Raw genomic sequence first — 22,840 nt, 5'->3', positions numbered from 1 at the left:
TTCACTCGTCAGAAAAAAAAGCGAGAGTAATCAAAGCCGTATTGATTAGCGATGAAATAATAATAATCATCGACTGCTGCTTCAAATTTTCTACTAGATTAATCTGTGTCACTTGCAGATTCAACACATTCACACTAATCAGCAACGCACTGATACCTAAAATCACATTCTTCGTGAAAATCAGAATCAGCAAAGAAATGAGCAAATACAGAAAAAAATTGAAGAAAAGAGTAGCTGACAAAGAGATTTTTCGCACGCTTATCTTGTTTTCTAAAATGCGGGTAAATGAGTGAAATACCTAAATTCAGAATCGTCGTCCCTACAATCACCACATTGACGATAAACATATATTCCCCACGCATCGCAGGCCCAAAGTACCTCGCCACCAGCATCAAACTAATGATACCATTAAGAACAACAAACCCCTTTTTAACAAAGGTCAGGAAGAACGCATTATTGAACATTCGCGCGGTAAAACTCATAGTGCCGTTTCCTGCGTGCGAATCACACGAGCTGGTACCCCACCAAGAATCGTATGCGGCTCGAAGTTCTTCGTTACCACCGCGTTCGCCCCAACAGTCGTTCCTTCCGCCACCGTGACTCCCGCATTAATAACCGCATGACTCGCAAGCCACGAACCTTCTCCAATCACAACACGGCTTGCCTTAGATTCCATCGAAACCGCACCATTTTGATACACATGTTTCGATGTCACAATCACGCACATCGGCCCAACCGAAACATTCCGCTCAATCTTCAAACCGCCCGTACCGTTCAAATAACATTGGTGCGCAATATACACATTATCACCAATACTAATCAAATCCGGTCGATTAATAATAACTCGCGTTCCAATCCGGAAATTAGACCCACATTGCTTGAAAAACGGACGCATCAACCGACCACGAATTTTCGTCGTGATATCTGTATTCGGCATCCACACAGTCAATAATTGAATACAGTGCATTGGCAAAACATATCGGAAAAACAATTTTTTCTTATTCATAATGAACATCTCCTAAACGTTTCTTGTAAACAATTTTGCGATTCACATAATACACAATTAAAAACAGCGCCAAGTTATAACTCAAATCATTAATAATATTCATCGTATTCTGCCCCATCAACATCCCCATTCGCGTACAAACTAATGTAAGGAAGTAGAACATCTCGATAGAACGCGTCTGATCAATTTTCGATTGAATGAAATACGCTAGACACACCACTAACACAGATAATAGCGGCGACAATAGATAACCGAAAAACAAGTTCCCTTGCCCGATCATTGGCAAAATTTGCGTCGCATGATCCGAATAAAAATAGCGTTGATTAAAGAAAATATTCGAATACTCAAACGGCAAGTCTTTCACCAACATATTAACCCCAATCATCGGCCTGAAAATATCGAAAAACAACACACTCCAATTTTGCGCTTCCGGATAAATTAGCTTCGTTTCAAGCGCCATCGCCACATTATACGGTCCGCCAAAATACACTTGTAAATTATCCGTGAAATCTGTAACCCCACTCGTGCCACCAGATATCGAGGCAATATTTCGCACTGTGCTCATAATCAAAAGAATTCCAACGAGCATACCGACAACAAGGAGCACAACGAGTTTAAAATACTTCGGAAACAGCAATCGAAATGTCACTAAACTAACAATCGCAACTAACACAATATCTGAACGATTCGTACCGATAAATATGCCAATATTAGCAAATAAAGCACCTATCGCAATCCACACATAGAGTAACTGACTTGTTGCCCGATGTCTCTTATGCGCCCACCACGTAACCATAATGAAAACAAGCTGCTTCGCTAAAATAAACATATAGCCACCGAGCATAACCATCACATTACTATCTTCCATCACATCCACCAAATCTGATTTTGGAATAAAGAAGCTAATCGATGAAATGACGTTAGGGATTCCTAGCGCCGCCACAATAGCCACGACGATAAATACCACATAACCAAAATAGCTTTTCGTTTCATCAAATGGTTGCTGCGTATTTCTCGGCTTGTATTTCTTATTTTGCAAATAATCAAGTATCCCAATGACAATCGTCACGACAATCAGCTCATATACCATTAAATAAATCGCGGTTTCCATCGAGCCTGCAAGCGGTGGTTCTGGTGATCTGCCTCCATAATAATCATTAAATACGATAAAATACGGTAACACGACAAATCTAGCAAATCCAATCCCCGTAAACACAATGATAAATACTTTGAATCGCTGAAATAAGACTCTTGAAAAGACTAACAAGAAGCTGACCGTAAACGTCAATGGTAATAAATAGAGTCGACCATAGCCACTCGCATTGGTATTACCGGCCACATAGAAAGTGACAAAACCACCGATGGCAAGCATGATTACATTGACTGCTATAACGTAGAATTGTTTTGGAATTTTTATTGGCATATTTATTCATACATCCTTCAAATTATTTGATGAGTATTTCCTTTACTGTATCGATCACATATTCCTGTTCTTCTTGCGTCATCTGCGTACTGGATGGTAGGCATAATCCTGTTTCGTACAACTTTGTCGCCACATCTCCTGCTTCATCCGCATAAAACAGCGCATCTTGGAAAAGTGGTTGCTGATGCATTGGCTTCCACAATAAGCGACTATCAATACCTCGTGCCTTCAATAACTCCATCACATCTTCTGGCGTTTTCCCAACCTCATCCACACAATATGTCATGGTCGAAAGCCAGCGATTTCCTTTTGCTACATCCAATTCTGGCATCATGACTATACTCGGAACATCCGCTAATCCTTTTTCATAGGTTGCAAATATCTCCTGTTTTTTAGCCACCCGATCATTCAAAACGTCCATTTGAGCGATACCAATCCCAGCAAGTACATTACTCAAGCGATAATTATAGCCAACTTGGTGATGTAAATAATACGGCGCATCTTCTTTCGACTGACTAGCTAAAAAGCGAGCTTCTGCGATTTTCTCAGGTTGCTTAGCCACTAAAGCACCACCACCCGATGTCGTAATGATTTTATTCCCATTAAAAGAGAAAATACCAAAGTCACCAAGCGTTCCAAGTGGGGCGTTTCGATACGTGCCTCCAAGTGACTCCGCCGCATCTTCCACGACTGGAACACCATACTCCTTAGCCAAAGCGATGATTTCATCCATTTTAGCGGACTGCCCATAAATATGAACAACGATGATTGCTTTTGGTAGTTGATTCTTTTTTCGTGCCTCTTCTAGTGCCGTTTTGAGAGCAAATGGGGACATGCACCACGTCTCTTGCTCCGAATCGATAAATACTGGTTTGGCACCTAGGTACAACGCTGGGTTGATGCTAGCAACAAACGTAAAGCTGGAACAAAATACTGTATCTCCCGCACCAACACCTAAGAGTTGAAGCGCTAAATGGATGGCTGCTGTTCCAGAAGAAACAACTGCTGACTCTGAAACGTGATTATAAGATGCGATACTTGCTTCAAATTCGTCTACATTCGAGCCCAATGGTGCAATCCAATTTTCCTGAAAAGCCTTCTGAATATATTTCTCTTCCTCACCACTCATGTGAGGTACTGCTAACGGAATCATCTTTTTTGTTTTAAGCATGTTTAATCTCGTCCAACCTTTCCATTGTCACTTGCTCTGACGTATTCACATCTTCTCGACGAATCACTTTCAACATCGTTTTTTTTGTAGATGAGCATATCTAGCTTCAGCGACTGATTTTCGACATAATAGAGGTCTAATTGAAACTTTTCCTGCCAGCTGATGCTATTGCGTCCGTTCACTTGTGCCCAACCGCTGAGGCCAGGCTTAACATTATGACGTTGTTTCTCTTCTTCTGAATAAAAAGCGAGGTATTCTTTTAACAGCGGTCGTGGTCCGATAAAATTCATATCGCCCTTGATAACATTCATTAATTGTGGCAACTCATCCAAACTCAGCTTCCGTAATGCGTTTCCAAATGGATGAAGTCGTTCGTTATCTGGTAACAATTGACCTTCCGCGTCCCGTTCATCTGTCATCGTTTTAAATTTATATATGTTGAAAATCTTTTCGTTCAAACCTACGCGTTCTTGCGAAAAGATGATTTTCCTGTCTAATTTCACCCATACGAGTAAGGCGATAACTCCTAACAAAGGCGCTAACAACAATAACATCACGACAGCTATGCACCGGTCCATCTTATTTTTCCATTTCATATACATTTCGCTTATCGACCTCCGTTTCTCTATACACCTTATCTAACTGTTGCCAAATAATTTCAGATCTAAATTCTCTACCCACTCGCATGCGCCCGTTTCCGCTAAGCTTCTCGGCCAACTCGTTATCTTCCAGTAGCGTCATCAATGCTTTTTTCATAGCCGCTATATGACCCGCTTCGACCAGTAATCCCGTTTCATTCGGAATAATTGCATCTTTTGCCCCCGTCACATTCGTTGTAATCACAGGGACATTCGCTGCCGCCGCCTCTAAAATGACATTTCCAAAGCCCTCACGATAAGTCGGTAAAATAAACACGTCCATCAGGCGATAATAGGAAGCTGTTTTAGGGACAAAGCCGGTTTTTACGATATGTGGATTTTCCTCGATTCGCTTTTGCGTTAGCGGCGTAACCATATCACCCGCTTCAAAATCACCAACTAAGAGTAGCTTAAGATTCGTGTGTTCTGTAGCAAGTTCCGTAAAAGCGGCTACCAAATCATCGATACCTTTATCTTTCGTCAAGCGTCCTACGTAACCAATGACCTTGCGCTGGTTATCCGGCAAGTATTGTTTCTTCAAACGCGCCACTTCCGCCGCGTCTAACTGGAATTCCGCTAAGTCTAAGCCGTTATAGCTCCCAGATCCCAACACGCGAATTTTCTCTCGCGATGCTAGCCTTTCTTCTACTAAAACTTCCTTCAAGCTAGGGCTGACCGCGAGGCATGTCGTGCTCAGTTTACATACTAATTTTTCAATGAAGTGTAGTAGCTTTCGTTTTTTTTCCTGTGCAGGTTTCAAATCTCAGTCCAATTACCGAGTAAATGCGTGTCGGCGTACGTGTTAGAAATGCTGCTATCATGCAGAGTAAGCTTGCTTTTGGTGTGGATACGTTGGTGATATCTGGTCTTACTTTTAAATAGATCATGATAATTCGGAGTAAGGAGAACAAATCAGCAAACGGTGATATTTCGCGCGTCATTCGTACGTTATGCACGGTGATATTCTCTGGTAGCATCCGATCTATCTCCCCACTTGGCGAGCAAATCAGATGAATGTCGTACCCTTGTTTGCTAAAGTATTCTAGCTGTCCTCGGAGAAGTTGTAGGCTAATCGATGACGTCACGCCCATGAGTAATTTGGCCATATTATAGTCTCCAGTAGTCGATATGACTTGGTTTTTCTGCGCTATTTAACGCACCTTTCACATCCATGAAAATCCCACCTGGCGTGACTAAATCTGCTAGTCCTTCCCAACCTGTTGTCAAGAACTCTGCATGTGGTACTGCCATAATTACCGCGTGGCTTGGTTTCAACTCCGCAAATGGTACGAGTTCATCGTCAAGCTTCGTTCCTTCTGCTGCCAATACAGTATCTGAAAGTTGCACTTCGATTCCAAACTGCTTTAATTCGGAGATAATATCCATCACTTTGGAGTTTCTCATATCGGGAACGTTCTCTTTAAAAGTCACACCTAGAATCGTAACCACGCTATTTTTAATCGGTAAATCAGCGCCGATCATTTTTTTGATGAGAGCAGACACGATAAAGTGGCTCATACCGTCATTAATTCGGCGACCAGCTAAAATCATATGTGGATCGTAGCCAAGCATCTGCGCCTTATGTGTTAAATAATAAGGATCCACGCTGATACAATGCCCACCAACAAGACCTGGCGCAAAGGGTAGGAAATTCCATTTCGTTTTCGCTGCGGCTAAAACTTCCGATGTATCAATGTCTAACCGATCAAATATCATCGCAAATTCGTTCATGAGTGCGATATTTAAATCTCGTTGCGTATTCTCAATCACTTTCGCGGCTTCTGCTACCTTAATGCTGCTTGCTTTATAGACATCCGCCTGAATCACAGACTTATACGTTTCATAAATAATTTCTGTTACCGCTTCTGTTTGGCCAGATACAATTTTGTTAATAGAGGAGAAAGTATTTTTCTTATCGCCGGGGTTAATTCGCTCTGGGGAATAGCCTACATAAAAGCCTTGACCTGCTTTTAGTTGGGAGTATTTTTCGAGGACTGGCACACATTCTTCTTCGGTCACGCCTGGGTATACGGTAGATTCATACACGACAATCGTTCCCTCCGTTAAGTTCTCACCAATAGTTTGGGAGACGCTGATTAACGGCGCTAAATTCGGTTGTTTATCGTTGGTAATCGGGGTTGGTACAGCCACAATAATAAAATCGCATGCTTGTAATTTTGCTGCATCTGACGTAAAATCAATCTTTGCTTTTTTCAGGTTTTCCGTGGTTACTTCTTTTGTCGTATCAATATTATTTTGAAGTGCTTGGATGCGCTCTTCGTTAATATCGAATCCGATGACGTTTTCCTTCTGTCCAAATGCTACTGCTACTGGCAAGCCAACATAGCCTAGGCCTACGACTGCAATTTTCCTAGCCATTATTATAATTCCTCATTTCGTTTGTTGTGTATGGTCCTTTTAAAATCCTGAAAGAATTGTTGTCTCATTTCCTGTAATCGATCACTCTGAAAAGTCGCAGCTCGTTCAAAAGCCGACTTGGCGTATCGTTGTCGTTGTTCTGGGTTGGTTGCGAGTTTGACTAATTTGTCCGCTAGCCCGGCCGTGTCATTCGGTTCGTGCAGTTGTTCTTTTGCGATGAGTTCTGGAATGCCGCCGACGTTCGATCCTAAGCAACTGCAACCTCTTGATAGGGCTTCGATTAAAGCTCTTCCTTGTCCTTCTGTTTTACTTGGCATCAGGAAAATATCGATATCATCCAACCACTCGTAGACGCCTTGATGAGGCAATGTGCCCGAAAAAACGACGTGTTCTGTTAAACCTAGTTGCTCAATCGTTTCAAGCCAATCTTCTTTCGACCCACGCCCTAAAATTCGAAACTCGAACGGCGGTAAGTCCGATTTAATGCTTGCAAGCGCTTGGAAGGCTGTTTCAAAACCTTTGTAAGGCGAAGATAACGAGCCGTTCATGCCGATAATCAACTTTTCTGCTGGCTTCGCATTTCTTTCTTGACGTCGCTCGATGGTTTCTATTGCAAGTATGGGAAGTTCTACATTGGAACAAGAGACGCTGTGAGCCTTCGTCGGGTAACGTTCTTGTAAGTGTCTGTCCGTGATATAAAGCGTATGTTGGGATTTACTAACACTTCGTTTCATTTTCCATTCTGCAAAAGGAGCATATAATTTCCCTTTCCAATCGCCGTACGTTGCCATCGCGTTATAAGCATCACCAACGACTTCGATACAGTATGGCGTCTTCGTTTTTCGAGCTGCTTTGACTGCCATATAGCCGATTTCTGAAGGCAAGCGGGCGATGACTCCATCGGCTTTTTCAACCGCCGCGAGTACCGTTTTGTATCCACGTGGAAATGGTGTAAAAGCTCTGATTCCATATGGACTTGGCATGCCTTCAAACGCGACATTTTCTCCACTTGAAAGATTTAAAAACGTGGTATCCAAATCCCCCAATGGCTCCATCCGCGCAATGACGGTGAGCTGATCGACATGCTTCACATAGCGCTCCCAATTGCTGTACGAGAAGGCCACTTCCGAGTAGACTTGCCCATCCTTTGCTTCTAAAAATCGATTATCGTGTGCAAACAACCAGTTCAAACGACTCACCACCTAGACTCTCAAATTATTTTTTCTTGCGTTACGTGCTTACTATTCGCGAGCGCTATCATCTCTTTGCGCAGTTCCGCTTTTGTCCACGTGTCACTCTTTTCTAAAATTGTGTGCAATATTTCAAAACTCACAAATTTGGTCTTACCTACGTAGATTTTGGGGTATATTTGTTGAGGTTCCAGTTCATTCTCTAGCAATAATTCTTCATATAGTTTTTCGCCTGGACGTAAACCGGTGAATTTAATTTCGATGTCATCTAAGGAATAGCCTGATAATCGGATGATATTTTTTGCTAAATCTAAAATTTTGACTTCCTCACCCATATCTAAGACAAAGATTTCGCCACCTTGTGAGAAAACCCCAGCTTGTAAAACGAGGCTCGCCGCTTCAGGGATGGTCATGAAGAATCGCGTCATATCCGGATCTGTTACCGTTACTGGACCGCCTTTAGCAATTTGTTTTTTGAACATCGGGACAACACTGCCACGACTACCAAGTACATTTCCAAAACGGACCGCCGCGAATTTTGTATCGCTTTTCTGTGCGAATTCTTGGATAACCATTTCACACATTCGTTTAGAAGCGCCCATTACGCCGGTCGGGTTAACTGCTTTGTCTGAGGAAATCATCACAAACGATTGTACGCCGAATCGATCAGCCGCTTCACTAATGTTTCTTGTTCCAATCACGTTGTTGCTAATGGCCTCGTGCGGATTTGTCTCCATCAACGATACATGTTTATGCGCTGCCGCGTGATAGATTGCATTTGGAGCATATTCTTCCACGATTTCGTGCATTTGTTCCCGATTTTTGATGTCCGCGATAACCGGAATAAGTGTTGTATTCCCAGCGATTTCGCGCAACTCTTGCTCAATCAGATAGATACTATTCTCGCCATGGCCAAGCAATATCAGCGATTTTGGTTCATATTTTAGCAGCTGGCGACACATCTCCGAACCGATGGAACCTCCAGCACCAGTGATTAGTACCGTTTGCTGATGCAATTGTTGTTTTATCGCCGCATCATTTAACTGAATTGGTTCACGATTTAATAAAGATTGTGTTGGAATATCTGCTAAATCGATGAGCGGCTCATTTTTTTAAAAGTAAGTCTTCGATGCATGGAATTCGTCTCAACTCTATATCAGCAAGGTTACAAATCGTTTCTATTTGTGTAAAAGCAACTCGCCCCATGTTCGTAATAGCGACAATAACCAGCTTTATATCATACAGCTTGATCAACTGTCCTAAGTCTGCTAAAGTCCCGATAACTGAAACACCAGCTAGGCTAACGTCTTGTTTCTCTTTTGCATCATCTAGAAAACCAAGTATTTTAAATGTTCCCTCTTGTTCTTTCATGATTTTCTTAGCAATAATATGACCCGTGTCGCCAGCACCTAGTATTAACGTATTTTTTACTTGTTGAAAATTAGTCTGTTCCATTTATAAACGCATCCTTATCATTTAATAGACATAATAATTTTTGCCTTGGCCTTGTTTTTTCACATCGTTTAGTACATATCCCATGATCTTACTATTAGATTGCTCTAGTATTTGTACACTTTTCTGAATCTCTGCTTTATATGTCTTGTATGCTCGTACGATGAGAAACGTTCCATCCACCTTACTTGCCAAAATTGGACCGTCAGCAATATCAATCAGTGGAGGACTATCGATGAAAATGAGATCGTATTTCTGTTTGCATTCTTCAAGGAGTGTCTCAAGCTTGGTCGAGGAAAGTAATTCAGCGGGGTTAGGTGGAACGGGGCCACTTGGCAAAAAGTCGATATTGTATTCTTCAATCGGTTGAATGGCTTCTTCCATTGTGTGTTGGTTAGCGAGTAAAGTACTCAGTCCGACGTTGTTCAACCTGCGAAATAGCTTGTCTTGCGTCGGTCGTCTCATATCTCCATCTATCAACAATACTTTCTTATTCTGTTGACCAAAAGTCATCGCGATGTTCGATGTTATCGTGGACTTGCCTTCTCCTGGAATACTTGATGTGATCAGATACACGTTATTTTGTCCCATGGAGACGAACTCGATATTCGTTCTAATAATGCGAAACTGTTCATTGACTGATTTATTTTCTCCCAACTGAGCTAGTCTATTCACTGGTGGTTTGTTTTTTTTTCCTAGATAGCGAAAGCATACATTTACTCCTATCAAAATTGATTTATATTGCCTAAATGGGTGGCTTTAATGATCGCTCGCAACTCTTTTTCATCTCTGATATGCTGCCTCATCGTTTCTTTGATCACAATAATGGAGATAGCTACGAGGAGCCCGACGATGAATCCCACACCAATTACCAATGTTTTATTCGGTTTAACTGGTGACATATTTTCAGTTGGTTCTGTCAAAACTCGAATATTATTGGCAGACATGATTTTATCGGATTCTTTCGTTGCTGCTTTGATCAGTTGCTGATTTATTTGTTTTGCTAGTTCACGATCTGCATTTAATACGTTAACAGTAAGCACTTGAGAGTCTTTCGAGTTCTCGATTAATATTTGTTTTGCTAGTTGCTCTGTTGTTTCTGGTAAGTCTAAATTTTTTATTACTGTTCCTAAGACAGTTGGGCTTACTAGGATGATTTTGTAGGTGTTGACGAGTTGGATATTACTTTGCGTTTCTGATGTTGTCGTTGTGTCATTTTTGTGTTGTTCTTGCTTAATGACTAGTTGTGATTGAGATTCATAGATTGGAGTCATAAACTCTTTTGAAATAACAAATCCGCTCGCAGCACCTACGATACATAGAATAACAATGAGCCAGAACCATTTTTTTAACACATATAAAAAGTCTGCTAGTTCAATTGTTTTTTGTTCCAATGCTATTTAACCTCCACTTTCCATGAAGCTTTTTTATCTGAATCTTGGTCCTTGTAAGTGATTGTGTACGGGCCGTTGCCGTTTACTGTAAAATAGCCTGAACCGCTGATTGACTTGCCTGGCTTTATTTTTTCACCTAGATTTTCGCCTGGATAAATCGCTAATTTCTTTCCTTTACTGTCTTTAATCTCCATATCGATTGTTGTAAAGCCACGTGATGCTGCTGATTTATTTTCTACTTTCATATCTATTTTCATCACACTATTCTTGACGCCTTTGTCATTTTCTAAATAGGTGGCTTTTTCAAATGTAACAATCAGCCCTAGAAAATCTACATGATCGCCTAGTTTGAATGTTTTTTGGTCTGTTGCTTTTACTGTTTCTTGTTGTGCTACTTGTTTTGTTTCTGTTTGGTCTTTTTCTGATGATGGATTGCCGCATCCTGTAAGTGCTGATGTGAGTCCGATTACTGCTACGAGTCCGATTGCTAATTTTTTCATTCTATTACCTCGCTTATTTTTATATGCTAGGACGGAAAAAACTGTGTTTCCCGCCCTAGCTCATTTTTTATTATTTTGTTAAAACCTTGGCTGTATTGACTGCTTTGCTGTTCTTGCTGTTAACTCTATTAAACCATTTTTGAGAATGGATTAGAAATCAGATTTGGCTTCAACATCCGCCATTCTGTTATGTTACTGATTTCATATACTGGGACGGAAAACCGTTTTCTCATCCCAGCTCGTTTTTTATTATTTTGTTACAACTTTTTCTGCAGAAATCCAAGTTCCAGTAGCATCTTTATAATCTACTTTAACTGTATCGCCGGCTTTTAGATTTGCTTTTGTCCATGTGAAGTTACCGTTTGTTGCAGCCACAATTGTTTGTGCAACATCGTTTACCCATACTCTGACTTGTACGATGCTCGTTGGTACTGTACCAGTAACTACACCTTGGCCTTCTGTGATTGTATTAATGACTGGTGCCAATGTTGCATTACCTGTTCCAGTTGTAACTGTTACTGATTGTGGTGCTGTATATTGGTTTGTGTTTTCATTTAAAAGCTCTACGCTAACGACTGCGCCGGCTTTTTGTTTACCAATAAATTTGCTGTAATTTCCTGATGCGTCTGCTGTGATAACACTAACTAGGTTACCATTGATAGAGAATCTTAGTTTTGCTCCTGCTGGGGCTTTACCTGTAAGAGTATCGCCGTCTGTTGTCAATTCGTTCACTGTATATTCCGTGCTTTTTGGCGCTCCTGTTACCGTGGTTGTTTTCGCAAGTTCGTATTTTCCTGTTTCAGGGTTCAGCATTTCTACCGCTACCGTTGTTCCTACAAGTTGTGTTCCTACATATTTGCTGTAGTTACCACTCGCATCGGCTGTTCCTACGTTTACTGCTACACCGTTGATTAAGAACCTTAGTTTTGCATTCGCAGGGGCTGTGCCTGTTACTGTGTCATTTGCGTTTGTCATTGGTTGAATCGTAACATTCACTGCTAGTACGGTTGTTGTTACTGCTGCTTTGTATTTGTTTGCTGCTGGGTCAAATACTTCTACACCAACAACTGTTCCTACTTTTTGTTTGCCGATATACATCGAGTAATTACCGTTTGCATCTGCATAACCAACATTTACTGCTTGACCATTGACAACATATCTTACTTTTGCATTTGGTGCTACTTTACCAGTAACTGTGTCATCATTTTCTGTCATTTTGTTGATAGTTACGTTGCTAGTTATTGGTGTTACCGTAATCGATGTTTTTGTATTGGCATTGTATTGACCAGTACGATCTTTGTAATCTACGCCGATAACATCACCAGCTTTACGGTTTCCAATGTTATATGAGAAGTTACCGTTAGCGTCAACCGCCACAACTGTGGCCGGTGCATTATTGATATAAATACGAATCGTTCCAGGATTGTATTGCGAAACATCTAATTTACCGCTAAATACTGTGTCTGCTTCTGTCATTGGGTTCAATTGTGGGATAGCAAGTATAATCGTGTTGCGATCATTTAGCTGTTGTTGTGCTTTATCTAAATCTTTTTGTAGGGCTGCCTTCTTATCTGCATCTGTGACTTTTTCGATTGCTGTCTTGGCATCATCAATTGCTTTTTGATTTGTCGCATCTTTGATTGTGTTTGCTGGATTATTATTGTTGAACAATTCGTTCACTGCTTTATCTGCTGCGTCTTGTGCTGCTTTTTTAGCATCTAATAAGCTTTGAGCTTTGTCCAAATCGGCTGTCAATGCTGCTTTTTTCGCCGGATCTGTGACTTTTTGTACCGCTGCTCTTGCGCTGTCAATTGCTGCTTGATTTGTCGTGTCTTTGATGGCATTGCTTGCTGGATTGTTATTGCTAAACAATTCCTTCACAGCTTTTTCGGCTGCATCTTGGATAGCTTTATCTCCTGCTTGCTTAGCATTCAATAGTTCTTGGGCTCTGTCTAAATCTTTTTGAAGAGCTGCTTTAATTGTTGGATCCTTCACTGCATTAATTTCTGCTTGCGCATCATCAATTTTTGCTTGTGTTGTCGTATCTTTGATAGCATCTGATGCTGGTGTATTATTTTGGAATAATTGATTTACAGCATATTTCGCTGCACCTTGTTGTCTTAACTCTGCTGCTTCTGCCGCTTGACGTGCATCTAGTAATTCTTGGGCACGGTCTAAATCTTTTTGCAACGCTACTTTGGCTGGACCTTCTGCTAAAATATCAATTGTTTTTTGTGCATTATCAATCGATTGTTGTTTGGTTGTATCTTTGATCGCATCACTTGCAGGATCATTGTTTGTGAATAGTTCTTTTACTGCTTGATTTGCTGCTGTTTGTTTTTGTTGTTCCGTTTGCGCTGCATTACGTTGGTCTAGTAACTCTTGTGCTTTATCTAAATCTTTTTGTAATGCTGTTTTTACAGCGCCATCAGCTAAAGTATTAATCGCATCTTGGGCTTTGTCAATCGCTGCTTGATTCGTTGGATCTTTGATAGCATTAGTTGTTGGGTCATTACTTGTGAATAATTCTTTTACAGCTTTAGTTGCCGCGTCTTGTTTTTTCTTTTTTCGGCTTGTGTTGCTGTTTTTTGATCTAATAGCTCTTGCGCACGATCTAAGTCACTTTGCAAGGCTGTTTTCATGTCTCCATCGGGTAAAATGTTGATTAAATCTTGTACTTTATCAATAGCTACTTGATCTACTGTGTCCTTTATTTTATCGCTTGTTGGATCGTTATTTGCGAATAGTTCATTCACTGCTTTTTTCATATCTAATAATTCTTGTGCACGATCTAGGTCTTTTTGTAGTTCTTTCTTCACGTCTTCTGTCTTCACTAAATCAATTTGTTTTTGTGCATCGTCAATTTTTGCTTGAGTTGTTGTATCTTTGATGACATCTGTGATTGGCGAGTTGTCTTGGAATAATTGTTCCACCGCATAAGTTGCTGCACCTTGTTGTTTTAATTCTGCGTCTGCTGCTGCTTGACGTGCATTTAATAATTCTTGCGCACGATCCAAATCTTTTTGCATCGCTGTTTTAGCTGGACCATCTGCTAATAAATCAATCGCTTTTTGTGCATTATCGATTGTTTGTTGTTTTGTCGTGTCTTTGATGGCATCACTTGCAGGTGTATCATTGATGAATAGTTCTTTTACAGCCTTATCTGCTGCATCTTTTTTAGCTTGTTCTGCTTGTGCGGCTGTTTTTTGATTTAGCAATTCTTGGGCGCGGTCTAAATCTTTTTGTAACGCTGTTTTTGAATCTCCATCAGGCAAGCCTTGAATCAATTCTTGGGCTTTATCAATCGCTGCTTGATTCGTCGTATCTTTGATGGTATCCCCAGCCGGGCTGTTGTTCGTGAATAATTCATTCACTGCCTTCTCTGCTGCTTGTTTCGCATTCAATAATTCTTGCGCACGATCTAGATCTTTTTGCAGTGCTTTTTTTTACATTTGCATTTGTTACTAAATCAATTTGTTCTTGCGCATCATCAATTCTTGCTTGTGTTGTCGTATCTTTGATGATATCTGTTGCGGGTGAGTTATTTTGGAATAGTTGGTTAACCGCATATTTTGCTGCACCTTGTTGTTCTAACTCTGCATCAGCAGCTGCTTGACGTGCATCTAGTAATTCTTGCGCACGGTCCAAATCTTTTTGCAATGACACTTTCAATGGACTATCTGCTAAAAGGTTGATTCCTTTTTGGGCATTGTCAATCGTTGTTTGTTTCGTTGCGTCTTTAATTGCATCTGTCGCTGGATCGTCATTTGTGAATAATTCTTTGACTACTTTTGTTGCTGCATCTTGTTTTTCTTTTTCCGTTTGTGCCGTATTTTTTTGATCTAAAAGTTCTTGAGCACGATCTAAGTCTTTTTGCATCACTGCTTTAGTTGGCTCGTCCGTCACTGCGTCAATAGTATTCTGCGCGTTGTTGATTGCTGTTTGATCTGTTGTCGTTTTAATAGTATCTGTTGCCGGATCATTATTTGTGAAAAGTTCTTTTATTGCTTTGTTCGCCGCATCTTGCTTAGCTTTTTCTGCTTCTGCTGCGATTTTTTGATTTAATAATTCTTGTGCTCTGTTAAGATCTTTTTGCATTTCCGTTTTGATTGGACCAGCTGTTAAAAGATCAATTGCTTTTTGGGCGTTATCAATCGCTGCTTGATTTGTCGTATCTTTGATTGTATCTGTTGCTGGATCATCATTTGTGAATAATTCTTTCACTGCTTTTGTTGCTGCATCTTGTTTGTCTTTTTCCGCTTGTGCTGCTGCATTTTTTTGATCTAGTTGTTGTTGTGCTTTTGCAATGTCCTTGTTTAATGCATCTTTTTGCGTTTGGTCTGTTACTTTGTTAACAAGGGTTTTCGCGTTATCAATCTCTGCTTGCGTTAGTGTGTCTGTAATATCATTAATTGGGTTACTTCCCTTGAATAGATCATTTACTGCTTTTTTCGCTTGATCTAATGTTTCAACATCTTTCGTTAACACAGAGTAGCTTCCTGAAGCAATTTTACTTGCCGTTTTTGTATCAAAATTGCTTTGGAATGCTGTATTATTTGAAGTTACATTACTCTTCACTTGGTTTAGTACTTGGTAAGAAGCATTGAAGGGCCCATTGTAAGGTGTACCTGGTGCATCCAATTTTAAATCTGATGCCGTCCATGTTGTAATTCCTGTTGCGCTTTGGATTTTAACTGTTTGGCTTGTACTATAGCCATCAATCGCTGTTTTCCCATTATTTGTAGTGATAGAGAAATTAGATTTTGGTTCTGCAGTAAACCCTTGTGTATTTTGTGTTTGACTAAGTGTAACAGCACTATGACTTCCCGCTGTTGAAGTTGCTTCTATCTCAACATCTGAATTATCTCGCAAAATCATCGTACCTATAGTTAACGGCCAAGTTGTAGAGGCTGAACTAATCTTACTCTTACTTCCTTCTAAAAATTCCAGTTTAGATATGTCACCAAGAATTGCCTTATCTTGAGAGTCAATATTCATTTCTCCAGATACCGTTATTGTTGCTGATTCAGCACCTTTTTGAACATTTATTCCATGCAACTTAGTTTTCAAATCTAAAGTACCGTCAACAATCATGTTACTCCCTTGGTATAACCATATTCCAGACCAAGTGGTAGCAGCTGTATCTATATTCAGATAGCCCCCCTTTTTCAATGAGAAGCGTAGATGGCCCGTACGTCGCATTCATGTCGATAGAAGAATATGCTCCTGAAGTTGGGTTGGTGAGTTGGACGTTTGCGCCGCTAGCAATGGTTAGGTTACGACCTTCGAAGCTATTATTTCCACCAGTAGTTGAATGTGTGATATTTCCCTCTAGCCTAAGCTCTCCTGCCATACGTGGCAAGTACCCACCTGATTGATTAATATCACGGTATACTAATTTCGTGCTTGTATTTTCAGAATAAAATAAACTATAGTTATTCCCTGATGCACTTGTAATTGTCGCATTTTCTACTAAACCTGAAGCCCCATCTGCTAAAAGTACTTTATAGCCTTTTAAGTCTATCAAGTTACCGTTACCATGGATATTTTTGATAGCCCCTTTTGTTGTTATAATAGATGCTGTCAGTGTGAGACTATTTTTCAGCTGAATATCTGTAACTGTTGCATCCTCTAAAGCTGTTTTAAATTGGGCAAATGTTGCTACATCCACGGATTTCGTTAACTCGGCTGCACTTGCCATCATAGCCTCAGTTGTCATTAGGTTATATGGTAAAGATGCTAAACTAGATAATGTAATTGCTGTAGCAGCTGTGATTTTAATGATCTTACTTTTGTAATTTTTTTTTGGTTGATTGTTGCATGTTTATCTCCTTAGATTTGTATTTTGTTCACCTGATTTCGCTAGCCTCTAATCCTTTCTAACTCTGAATTTAAGTTTTTTAGGTGAGGTGGGATATACTAATAAACCCAGAATTACTATATTTTAGTTTTACTAAAAGTCAGAATACCATTGTTATTATTTTTTTAATATATCCATTTTTTTTTAGTTCTCTTATTATTCTGCTTGCGCTTGTTCTGCTTGTTCCGCAATATGCTGCGATATAATAACTATCGAGTCCTCTGGGTAAAGCGTATCTATTAATACTAACCTGTACCGCCATTTGTTCAAACAGCTTGATAACTCGCTCTCGCAATTCATATTGAAATTGCTGTGCATATAATTTGGCAAGTTCCTCGTTTCGATTCAGTGATTCTATCAGGACGTCTGTAAAGAATGGATGTGTTGCTAATATATTAAAAAATGTGTTTGCATCTATTTTAGTCACAATCGCTGAACTAAGCGGTTCGTAAATAACACCCACCTCACCAGAAAACTGATTCCCCCAGACGATATCCGATGTGCTCAAGAAAGCCTGACAGACCATTTTATCAGCGCCTTTTTCGTGAGCAATCATTTTAGCTAAATAGCCTTCTTTGATTATATAAATATTATTATCCGTATTTTGTATAATCCGTTCGCCCTTTCTAATGACGACCTTTTGTAGAGTATTTTCTTCAAAATCACTAGAATTTATAATACTCTGTAGAACGGTCTTATCACGAATGAGCAGCTTGTTTATTGTAAGGTAATCCACTACATCCCTCCATTCCGTGTTGGGATTACTAGAACTAATATTACTACCTTCTGTTCATTTTTTTTTATATGAAAATATGGTCAAAAAACACTTTTCCAGATATTTTCAACTTAAGACTATACTGCTAATGATTCTTTCTTCCTTCTGTACTCATCGTATTCCTTGTTAAAACACGGTTAAGCCAACGTCACAATTCCGACTTTTTTTTTATGACTTCTGGGTGTCTTTGTTTATTAATTTACACTATAATTTATTTTTATTGGTGAGTTTATTACACTTATTAGCTCTTGTTGTTAATTCTATTAAACCATTTTTAGTTTTCGATTAGAAATCAAATTTGGCTTCAACATCCGCCATTCCATTTTCAAATAAAAAAACTCTAGTATCCGCAATTGCCGGCACTAGAGTTTCTCTCTACTATTTTATTATCTACATGATTTCACCCATATAAAAAACGATACTCCTAATTTGCTCCCAATCATATTCTGTCGGTACCCGCTCAGTCTTATACATTTCACAATTCAGAATTTCATTGTCATCCTTATAATTGCAGACAACAACATCCACATTAAGTTCTTCCACATTCTTATTAGTAGCATGATGATTCGTAATAAGCGTAATTTCAACATTTTTAATATTGAACTTTTCTACTAATGTTGTTAAATAATTCAGGTAAGCGTTTGGACCATCGAATGTAAATAAAATATGTCGTTTACGTTCCTTGAGTTGTTGATTATATGCAAAATAATGAGTAAACATCGCCAGGTTCACTGCGACATCTTCTATATACTCTATTTTAGCGATTTGTTTGATCGGGTCATTTGCCAATAACTCTGTCCATTTATAAAACAAAGCCGAATGCCTACTTTTTATAAACCGATTCACTTCAAAAACATTTTTTTTGAAATAGTGGTGTTAGTTTAGATAGCAATATTTGATTACGTAGATAAGCAATAAAAACGGTTAATTCGGATTTTTCAGGCGAACCTAGACCCAACTCTTGAAAAGATTTCATTAGAAAAGTATCGACCGCATCCATTTCCGTCTCTGTATGAAAACCGCTTAACACCTTGTCTTCCGAATATACATATGTGTCCATTGTCAACAAATCCATATAAACAATCTCATCTTCTGGTACACCAGCAGCAGCTAATATCGGAATTAAAATTTCTGCTAATTGCGCTATAACCCGATAGGTATCCATTTGCGTTTGCAGTTTTTTTAGCTCTGGATTTATTTTGACGAAATGCCCTTGTTTAATTCGTGTATTTACTACCATAATCCAGTATAGTGCCCTTCTATGCTGCAAAGTATTACTGATTTTTGTGATTTCGTCATATCCAGCTAATGCTTTCTTATGCAACTCATACTCAGCTTCTGTTGGGTGGCTTATCGTTGAAATATCATTCATATTATAGAAAAAGTTGAAAAAAAAAATGTCGAATATTTACTTCCTCACCAAGGAATACTATCGGTGTTAACGATAATTCAAGCTTAAATTCCTTTAACAGATTTTTCAAGTAAGTTAAATATCTGTGTAACGTCGAGGTTGATATAAACAATTCATCTGCCCACTCATCAATACTTTTGAACTCTCCCTGGAAAACACCGTTCACGATAAGAAGCAACGGCGATTCCTCAGAAATTCTAACAATCAGATCATCGACGTAATGTGTGTGATTAATGGAATAGCCATACACCGTGTTTAGTTCTAATACTTCTTGTTCTGGAAACGAGTGCTCAATATCCTTTATGTCTCTGGATAGCGTCCTTTTGGAAATATCCAAATCCTCTGCGATTTCGTCCACCGTAAGCGGGAATTTAGCATCGTAAATTTTCTGCAATACCTTAATTTGTCGCCTAACCTTTTTTTTCTGCAATTAACTGTAAAAAGAAATGATTCATACACAGCACCCCCATAAAATAACTACAACAGTTTACGTGTTCTTGCATCTCATTATACCCAGCCGATACAAAAAAGCAATTCACAGCTCTTTTTCTGCGTAACAAAATAGGACGCGAACTGATCTGTAAAACCAGTTCGCGTCCTATTTCGTACTTCGTGGGGGAGTTTATGCAAAAATATATGTGATAAGTTACTCATTTTTGTGATGCAATCCTACTTACCTCACAACTTTCACTCTTGTTGCAGAAAACTTATTTTAGGTTTAAAAATTGTTTACCTACATAGCCTGTTTCACCTTTTTTAAGTTTGCCTAGATTTTTGAATTTGTGCTTTCACCTGCGCGAACGTTCACTGCTGATTTCGCTGTTACCATTTGAGGTTTCGCTGTATAGTGTGTTGTTTGTGCTGATGCATCTACTGCGAATACGCCTGTTACTACTGTTGTGAATGCTAGTGTCAATCCTGTTGCGGCTACCAATTTAGTTGTTTTTTTTACTCATTTCATTGTTCATCATAATCGCTTCTTCAAATTTAGTTTTTCATAAGGATAGTTGCAGTTTTACAAGTTTTCTAAGGGGCGCCCTTTCGATATCTTTATATCACACTATAAATATTTCTAAATCAACATTTTTATTACGTTTACATCACAATTATTTTATATGTATATCATGATTACGCGAAAAAAGTTCTTATTTTTTACATTAAACGCACTTTTTTCGCTAAAATTGTGTTTTCAATCTCTAAAATAAGTACTTATACAGAAATATTTGTAACACAGTTTTATAAGCCTATACTTTTCTCCAGCTGTGCTATAATAATAAAGAAGATAACGCTTAAAGGAGGAAAAGATTTATGGCTAACAAAGAAGCAATTGCCTACATTGGTACATACACCAAAGTAGAAAGTGAAGGAATTTATCGCCTTCATATTGATAAAAAAACAGGTGAAATTACGCAAAATAAACTTGCTGGAAAAATGGATAATCCGACTTACCTGAAATTAACAGACGATCAAAAACATCTTTATTCCGTTGCAAAAGACGGTGAAAATGGCGGAGTTGCGGCTTTTGCGATTAAAGAAGATGGTTCTCTTGATTATTTGAACCAAGAAGTCCAAGCTGGAAATCCTCCTTGTTATGTCGATGCATCGAAAGACGGCGCATTTGTCGTATCAGCGAACTATCATTTAGGAACGATTGTGGCCTACCCAACCGAGAAAAACGGTGCACTGAAAGCTCCAAGTTCGTCGGTTCAGCACATCGGTACTGGCCCGAACACAGCGCGTCAAGAAAAAGCACATGCCCATTTTGCAGGCTTCACGCCGGATGAGAAATTTGTCATTACGTGTGATCTTGGAACGGACTATGTGACAACGTATGCGCTAAACGATGGTGTTCTTGAAAAAGTGAGCGATTTGAAAGTCAAAGGTGGAAGCGGTCCTCGTAACCTTGTTTTCCATCCGAACGACAAAATGGCTTATATCATGACGGAAATGGCGGCTGATGTTGTCGTTGCAGCTTATGATGAAGCCACTGGCGCGTTAACTGAGATTCAAAGCATTGCTTCTTTACCAGCTGATTTTAGTGGTGAAAATAAAGGCAGCGCGATTCACATTTCCAACGACGGTCGCTTCCTATATGTTTCTAATCGCGGACAAGATGCGGTTGTGACTTTTGCGATTGATGCAGAAGGTAAATTGAGTTTGGCGGCTACTACTCCTGTGGAAGGCGTTGGTCCTCGTGACTTCGACCTTGATCCGAGCGGCGAAATTTTGCTAGTATCCAACGAAAACACGAACAACGTAACAGTATTTGGCGTGAATAAAGAAACTGGCGCACTAACTTTACTTCAAAAAGATATCCACGTTCCAGAACCAGTTTGCGTGAAATTTATTAACGAGTAATAAAACAAGAGGCCTTGGGGAAATTCGGAATAAGTGAAAAGAGCTCACCATACTTTAGATAAAAAGTATTTATGGCTTTACACAAATCGAGCGAAAGCGTTTGTATTTAAGGAGTTTTGCGGAAGCCGGAAGCGGAGTGTACGACTGTACATGAGAACCGGAAGTTCGTGAAACTCCTTAAATGCGAGCGCTTGTCGCCGATTTATTTGGCCCAAGCATCTCTCTAGGAGGAAATATAATGACATTGACTATTGGTTATATCGGATTTGGAAAAAGTACGACGCGTTATCATATGCCTTACACGCTAATCCGCGACAATATCCGCATTAAAACGATTTATAATCACCGCCGGAAGCCAGAACTTGAGGCCGAATATGCGCAACATCAGATTGAATTTACGGATAATCTTGATGTGCTTTTACAAGACGGCGACATTCAGTTAGTCAGCATCTGTACGCCAGCAAGTACGCACTATGATCTCGCTAAAAAAGCATTGGAAAACGGCAAAAATGTGCTGGTCGAAAAACCGTTCTGCACGACTTCGGAGGAAGCGGAAGAACTATTCGCGCTCGCTAAATCGAAAGGCTTAATCGCGATGGCCTATCAAAATCGTCGTTTCGATAGTGATTTCTTGGCTGTCAAAGAAGTACTAGCTAGCGGGAAATTAGGCGAACTTGTCGAGCTCGAATCTCATATGGATTATTACCGCCCAGAAGCTCCCGATGCGCCTGGAAAATATTACGACGGTGCTTTCTACGGACTCGGCGTTCACATGATGGATCAAATTATCGATCTATTCGGCCGTCCGGAAGAAGTCAGCTACGACATTCGTTCCGTCCGTAATCCGAACAATCCTGATGACACATTTGAAGTCCAATTCTTCTATCCAACGTTGAAAGTTATCGTCAAAACGAGCCATTTAGTGAACATTCCTTATCCAAAATTCACTCTTCACGGCACAAAAGGCAGCTTTGTCAAATACGGTATCGATCAACAGGAAACGTATCTTAAGGCTGGCGTGATGCCCGGCGAGACGGATTTCGGCGTTGACCCAGAAAGCAGTTATGGCACGCTCGTTTATGTCGATGCAAATGGCGAAACAAGGGAAGAAATCGTACCAACACCGCTTGGCGACTACGGTCGACTTTACGATCAGCTCCACGACGCCATTCTAAACGGCACATCAAAATTAGTCAGCGATGAAGAAACGCTAACCAACATGACTATTCTAGAACAAGGCTTCACCGCCAAAAATCCACGCGTGATAACTTTATAAAAAATAA

General features: G+C 39.8%; 26 protein-coding genes. 2 read left to right on the top strand and 24 right to left on the bottom strand.

Annotated elements, in window-relative coordinates; genetic code table 11:
• Position 1 precedes the first annotated feature (1 nt).
• The 24 genes from PCORN_RS19245 to PCORN_RS19235 form a co-directional block, all read right to left on the bottom strand.
• A complete protein-coding gene (locus tag PCORN_RS19245; protein ID WP_206537421.1) occupies positions 2–166 on the bottom strand; it encodes a hypothetical protein in 165 nt (54 codons plus the stop codon).
• Positions 135–482, bottom strand: coding sequence for a polysaccharide biosynthesis protein (locus PCORN_RS03925; RefSeq protein WP_036077735.1), 348 nt, complete (start codon positions 480–482; stop codon positions 135–137). Before PCORN_RS03925 ends, PCORN_RS19245 begins: the two co-directional genes overlap by 32 nt.
• Positions 479–1,006 (bottom strand): acyltransferase, encoded by a 528-nt coding sequence (locus tag PCORN_RS17115; RefSeq protein ID WP_051999237.1) that lies wholly within the window; start codon positions 1,004–1,006, stop codon positions 479–481. The genes PCORN_RS03925 and PCORN_RS17115 overlap by 4 nt, the downstream gene beginning before the upstream one ends.
• On the bottom strand, positions 999–2,429 hold the full coding sequence (locus tag PCORN_RS03915) for a hypothetical protein (RefSeq protein ID WP_036077733.1): 1,431 nt from the start codon (positions 2,427–2,429) through the stop codon (positions 999–1,001). Before PCORN_RS03915 ends, PCORN_RS17115 begins: the two co-directional genes overlap by 8 nt.
• Positions 2,430–2,451: 22 nt before the next feature.
• On the bottom strand, positions 2,452–3,600 hold the full coding sequence (locus PCORN_RS03910; RefSeq protein WP_036077732.1) for a DegT/DnrJ/EryC1/StrS family aminotransferase: 1,149 nt from the start codon (positions 3,598–3,600) through the stop codon (positions 2,452–2,454).
• Positions 3,601–3,602: 2 nt separating this feature from the next.
• Positions 3,603–4,202, bottom strand: coding sequence for a sugar transferase (locus tag PCORN_RS03905; RefSeq protein WP_277620152.1), 600 nt, complete (start codon positions 4,200–4,202; stop codon positions 3,603–3,605).
• Positions 4,180–4,902: a glycosyltransferase gene (locus PCORN_RS17790; protein ID WP_051999236.1), complete on the bottom strand. Its 723-nt coding sequence runs from the start codon at positions 4,900–4,902 to the stop codon at positions 4,180–4,182. The genes PCORN_RS03905 and PCORN_RS17790 overlap by 23 nt, the downstream gene beginning before the upstream one ends.
• Before the next feature lie 49 nt (positions 4,903–4,951).
• On the bottom strand, positions 4,952–5,344 hold the full coding sequence (locus PCORN_RS18190; protein ID WP_051999235.1) for a glycosyltransferase: 393 nt from the start codon (positions 5,342–5,344) through the stop codon (positions 4,952–4,954).
• 1 nt (position 5,345) lies between these two features.
• The gene (locus tag PCORN_RS03895; RefSeq protein ID WP_036077729.1) at positions 5,346–6,617 is read right to left on the bottom strand and encodes a nucleotide sugar dehydrogenase; all 1,272 of its coding nucleotides are present in this window, start codon (positions 6,615–6,617) and stop codon (positions 5,346–5,348) included.
• 2 nt (positions 6,618–6,619) lie between these two features.
• Positions 6,620–7,807, bottom strand: a complete 1,188-nt coding sequence (locus tag PCORN_RS03890) for a glycosyltransferase family 4 protein (RefSeq protein ID WP_036077728.1) — start codon at positions 7,805–7,807, stop codon at positions 6,620–6,622.
• Between the two features lie 20 nt (positions 7,808–7,827).
• Positions 7,828–8,823 (bottom strand): UDP-N-acetylglucosamine 4,6-dehydratase family protein, encoded by a 996-nt coding sequence (locus PCORN_RS03885; protein WP_149024248.1) that lies wholly within the window; start codon positions 8,821–8,823, stop codon positions 7,828–7,830.
• Between the two features lie 88 nt (positions 8,824–8,911).
• Positions 8,912–9,262 carry a nucleoside-diphosphate sugar epimerase/dehydratase gene (locus PCORN_RS17100; protein WP_051999233.1) on the bottom strand — a complete coding sequence of 117 codons (351 nt, stop codon included), beginning with the start codon at positions 9,260–9,262 and terminating at the stop codon, positions 8,912–8,914.
• 21 nt (positions 9,263–9,283) lie between these two features.
• Entirely contained in the window at positions 9,284–9,934 is a 651-nt protein-coding gene (locus PCORN_RS03880; RefSeq protein ID WP_065520112.1) for a CpsD/CapB family tyrosine-protein kinase, read from the bottom strand.
• Between the two features lie 50 nt (positions 9,935–9,984).
• Positions 9,985–10,653, bottom strand: coding sequence for a YveK family protein (locus tag PCORN_RS03875; RefSeq protein ID WP_036077727.1), 669 nt, complete (start codon positions 10,651–10,653; stop codon positions 9,985–9,987).
• A 2-nt stretch (positions 10,654–10,655) separates the two neighbouring features.
• Positions 10,656–11,153 (bottom strand): DUF4352 domain-containing protein, encoded by a 498-nt coding sequence (locus PCORN_RS03870; protein ID WP_036077726.1) that lies wholly within the window; start codon positions 11,151–11,153, stop codon positions 10,656–10,658.
• A 249-nt stretch (positions 11,154–11,402) separates the two neighbouring features.
• A complete protein-coding gene (locus PCORN_RS19740; RefSeq protein WP_420912013.1) occupies positions 11,403–13,751 on the bottom strand; it encodes a toxin Cry1Ac domain D-VI-related protein in 2,349 nt (782 codons plus the stop codon).
• Positions 13,685–14,557, bottom strand: a complete 873-nt coding sequence (locus PCORN_RS03860) for a toxin Cry1Ac domain D-VI-related protein (protein ID WP_149024246.1) — start codon at positions 14,555–14,557, stop codon at positions 13,685–13,687. Before PCORN_RS03860 ends, PCORN_RS19740 begins: the two co-directional genes overlap by 67 nt.
• Positions 14,520–16,247 (bottom strand): toxin Cry1Ac domain D-VI-related protein, encoded by a 1,728-nt coding sequence (locus PCORN_RS03855; protein ID WP_036077723.1) that lies wholly within the window; start codon positions 16,245–16,247, stop codon positions 14,520–14,522. The genes PCORN_RS03860 and PCORN_RS03855 overlap by 38 nt, the downstream gene beginning before the upstream one ends.
• A gap of 1 nt (position 16,248) precedes the next feature.
• A complete protein-coding gene (locus PCORN_RS03850) occupies positions 16,249–16,857 on the bottom strand; it encodes a pectate lyase-like adhesive domain-containing protein (protein WP_149024245.1) in 609 nt (202 codons plus the stop codon).
• Positions 16,858–17,113: 256 nt separating this feature from the next.
• On the bottom strand, positions 17,114–17,749 hold the full coding sequence (locus PCORN_RS03845) for a Crp/Fnr family transcriptional regulator (protein ID WP_036077720.1): 636 nt from the start codon (positions 17,747–17,749) through the stop codon (positions 17,114–17,116).
• Positions 17,750–18,178: 429 nt separating this feature from the next.
• Complete coding sequence (locus tag PCORN_RS03840; protein WP_036077717.1) at positions 18,179–18,601, bottom strand: hypothetical protein; 423 nt, start codon at positions 18,599–18,601, stop codon at positions 18,179–18,181.
• Positions 18,602–18,635: 34 nt separating this feature from the next.
• Complete coding sequence (locus tag PCORN_RS03835) at positions 18,636–19,112, bottom strand: hypothetical protein (protein ID WP_149024243.1); 477 nt, start codon at positions 19,110–19,112, stop codon at positions 18,636–18,638.
• A gap of 49 nt (positions 19,113–19,161) precedes the next feature.
• Positions 19,162–19,629: a helix-turn-helix domain containing protein gene (locus PCORN_RS03830; RefSeq protein WP_036077713.1), complete on the bottom strand. Its 468-nt coding sequence runs from the start codon at positions 19,627–19,629 to the stop codon at positions 19,162–19,164.
• Positions 19,630–19,965: 336 nt separating this feature from the next.
• Positions 19,966–20,115: a hypothetical protein gene (locus PCORN_RS19235; RefSeq protein WP_159102523.1), complete on the bottom strand. Its 150-nt coding sequence runs from the start codon at positions 20,113–20,115 to the stop codon at positions 19,966–19,968.
• Between the two features lie 392 nt (positions 20,116–20,507).
• On the opposite strand from PCORN_RS19235, the gene PCORN_RS03825 reads away from it, so the two are divergent.
• Complete coding sequence (locus PCORN_RS03825; RefSeq protein WP_036077710.1) at positions 20,508–21,557, top strand: lactonase family protein; 1,050 nt, start codon at positions 20,508–20,510, stop codon at positions 21,555–21,557.
• A gap of 238 nt (positions 21,558–21,795) precedes the next feature.
• Positions 21,796–22,833: an oxidoreductase gene (locus PCORN_RS03820; protein ID WP_036077708.1), complete on the top strand. Its 1,038-nt coding sequence runs from the start codon at positions 21,796–21,798 to the stop codon at positions 22,831–22,833.
• Positions 22,834–22,840 lie beyond the last annotated feature (7 nt).

It is taken from the genome of Listeria cornellensis FSL F6-0969 (assembly GCF_000525855.1).
Lineage (GTDB): Bacteria > Bacillota > Bacilli > Lactobacillales > Listeriaceae > Listeria_A > Listeria_A cornellensis.
This window is presented reverse-complemented; position numbering and strand designations above follow the sequence as displayed.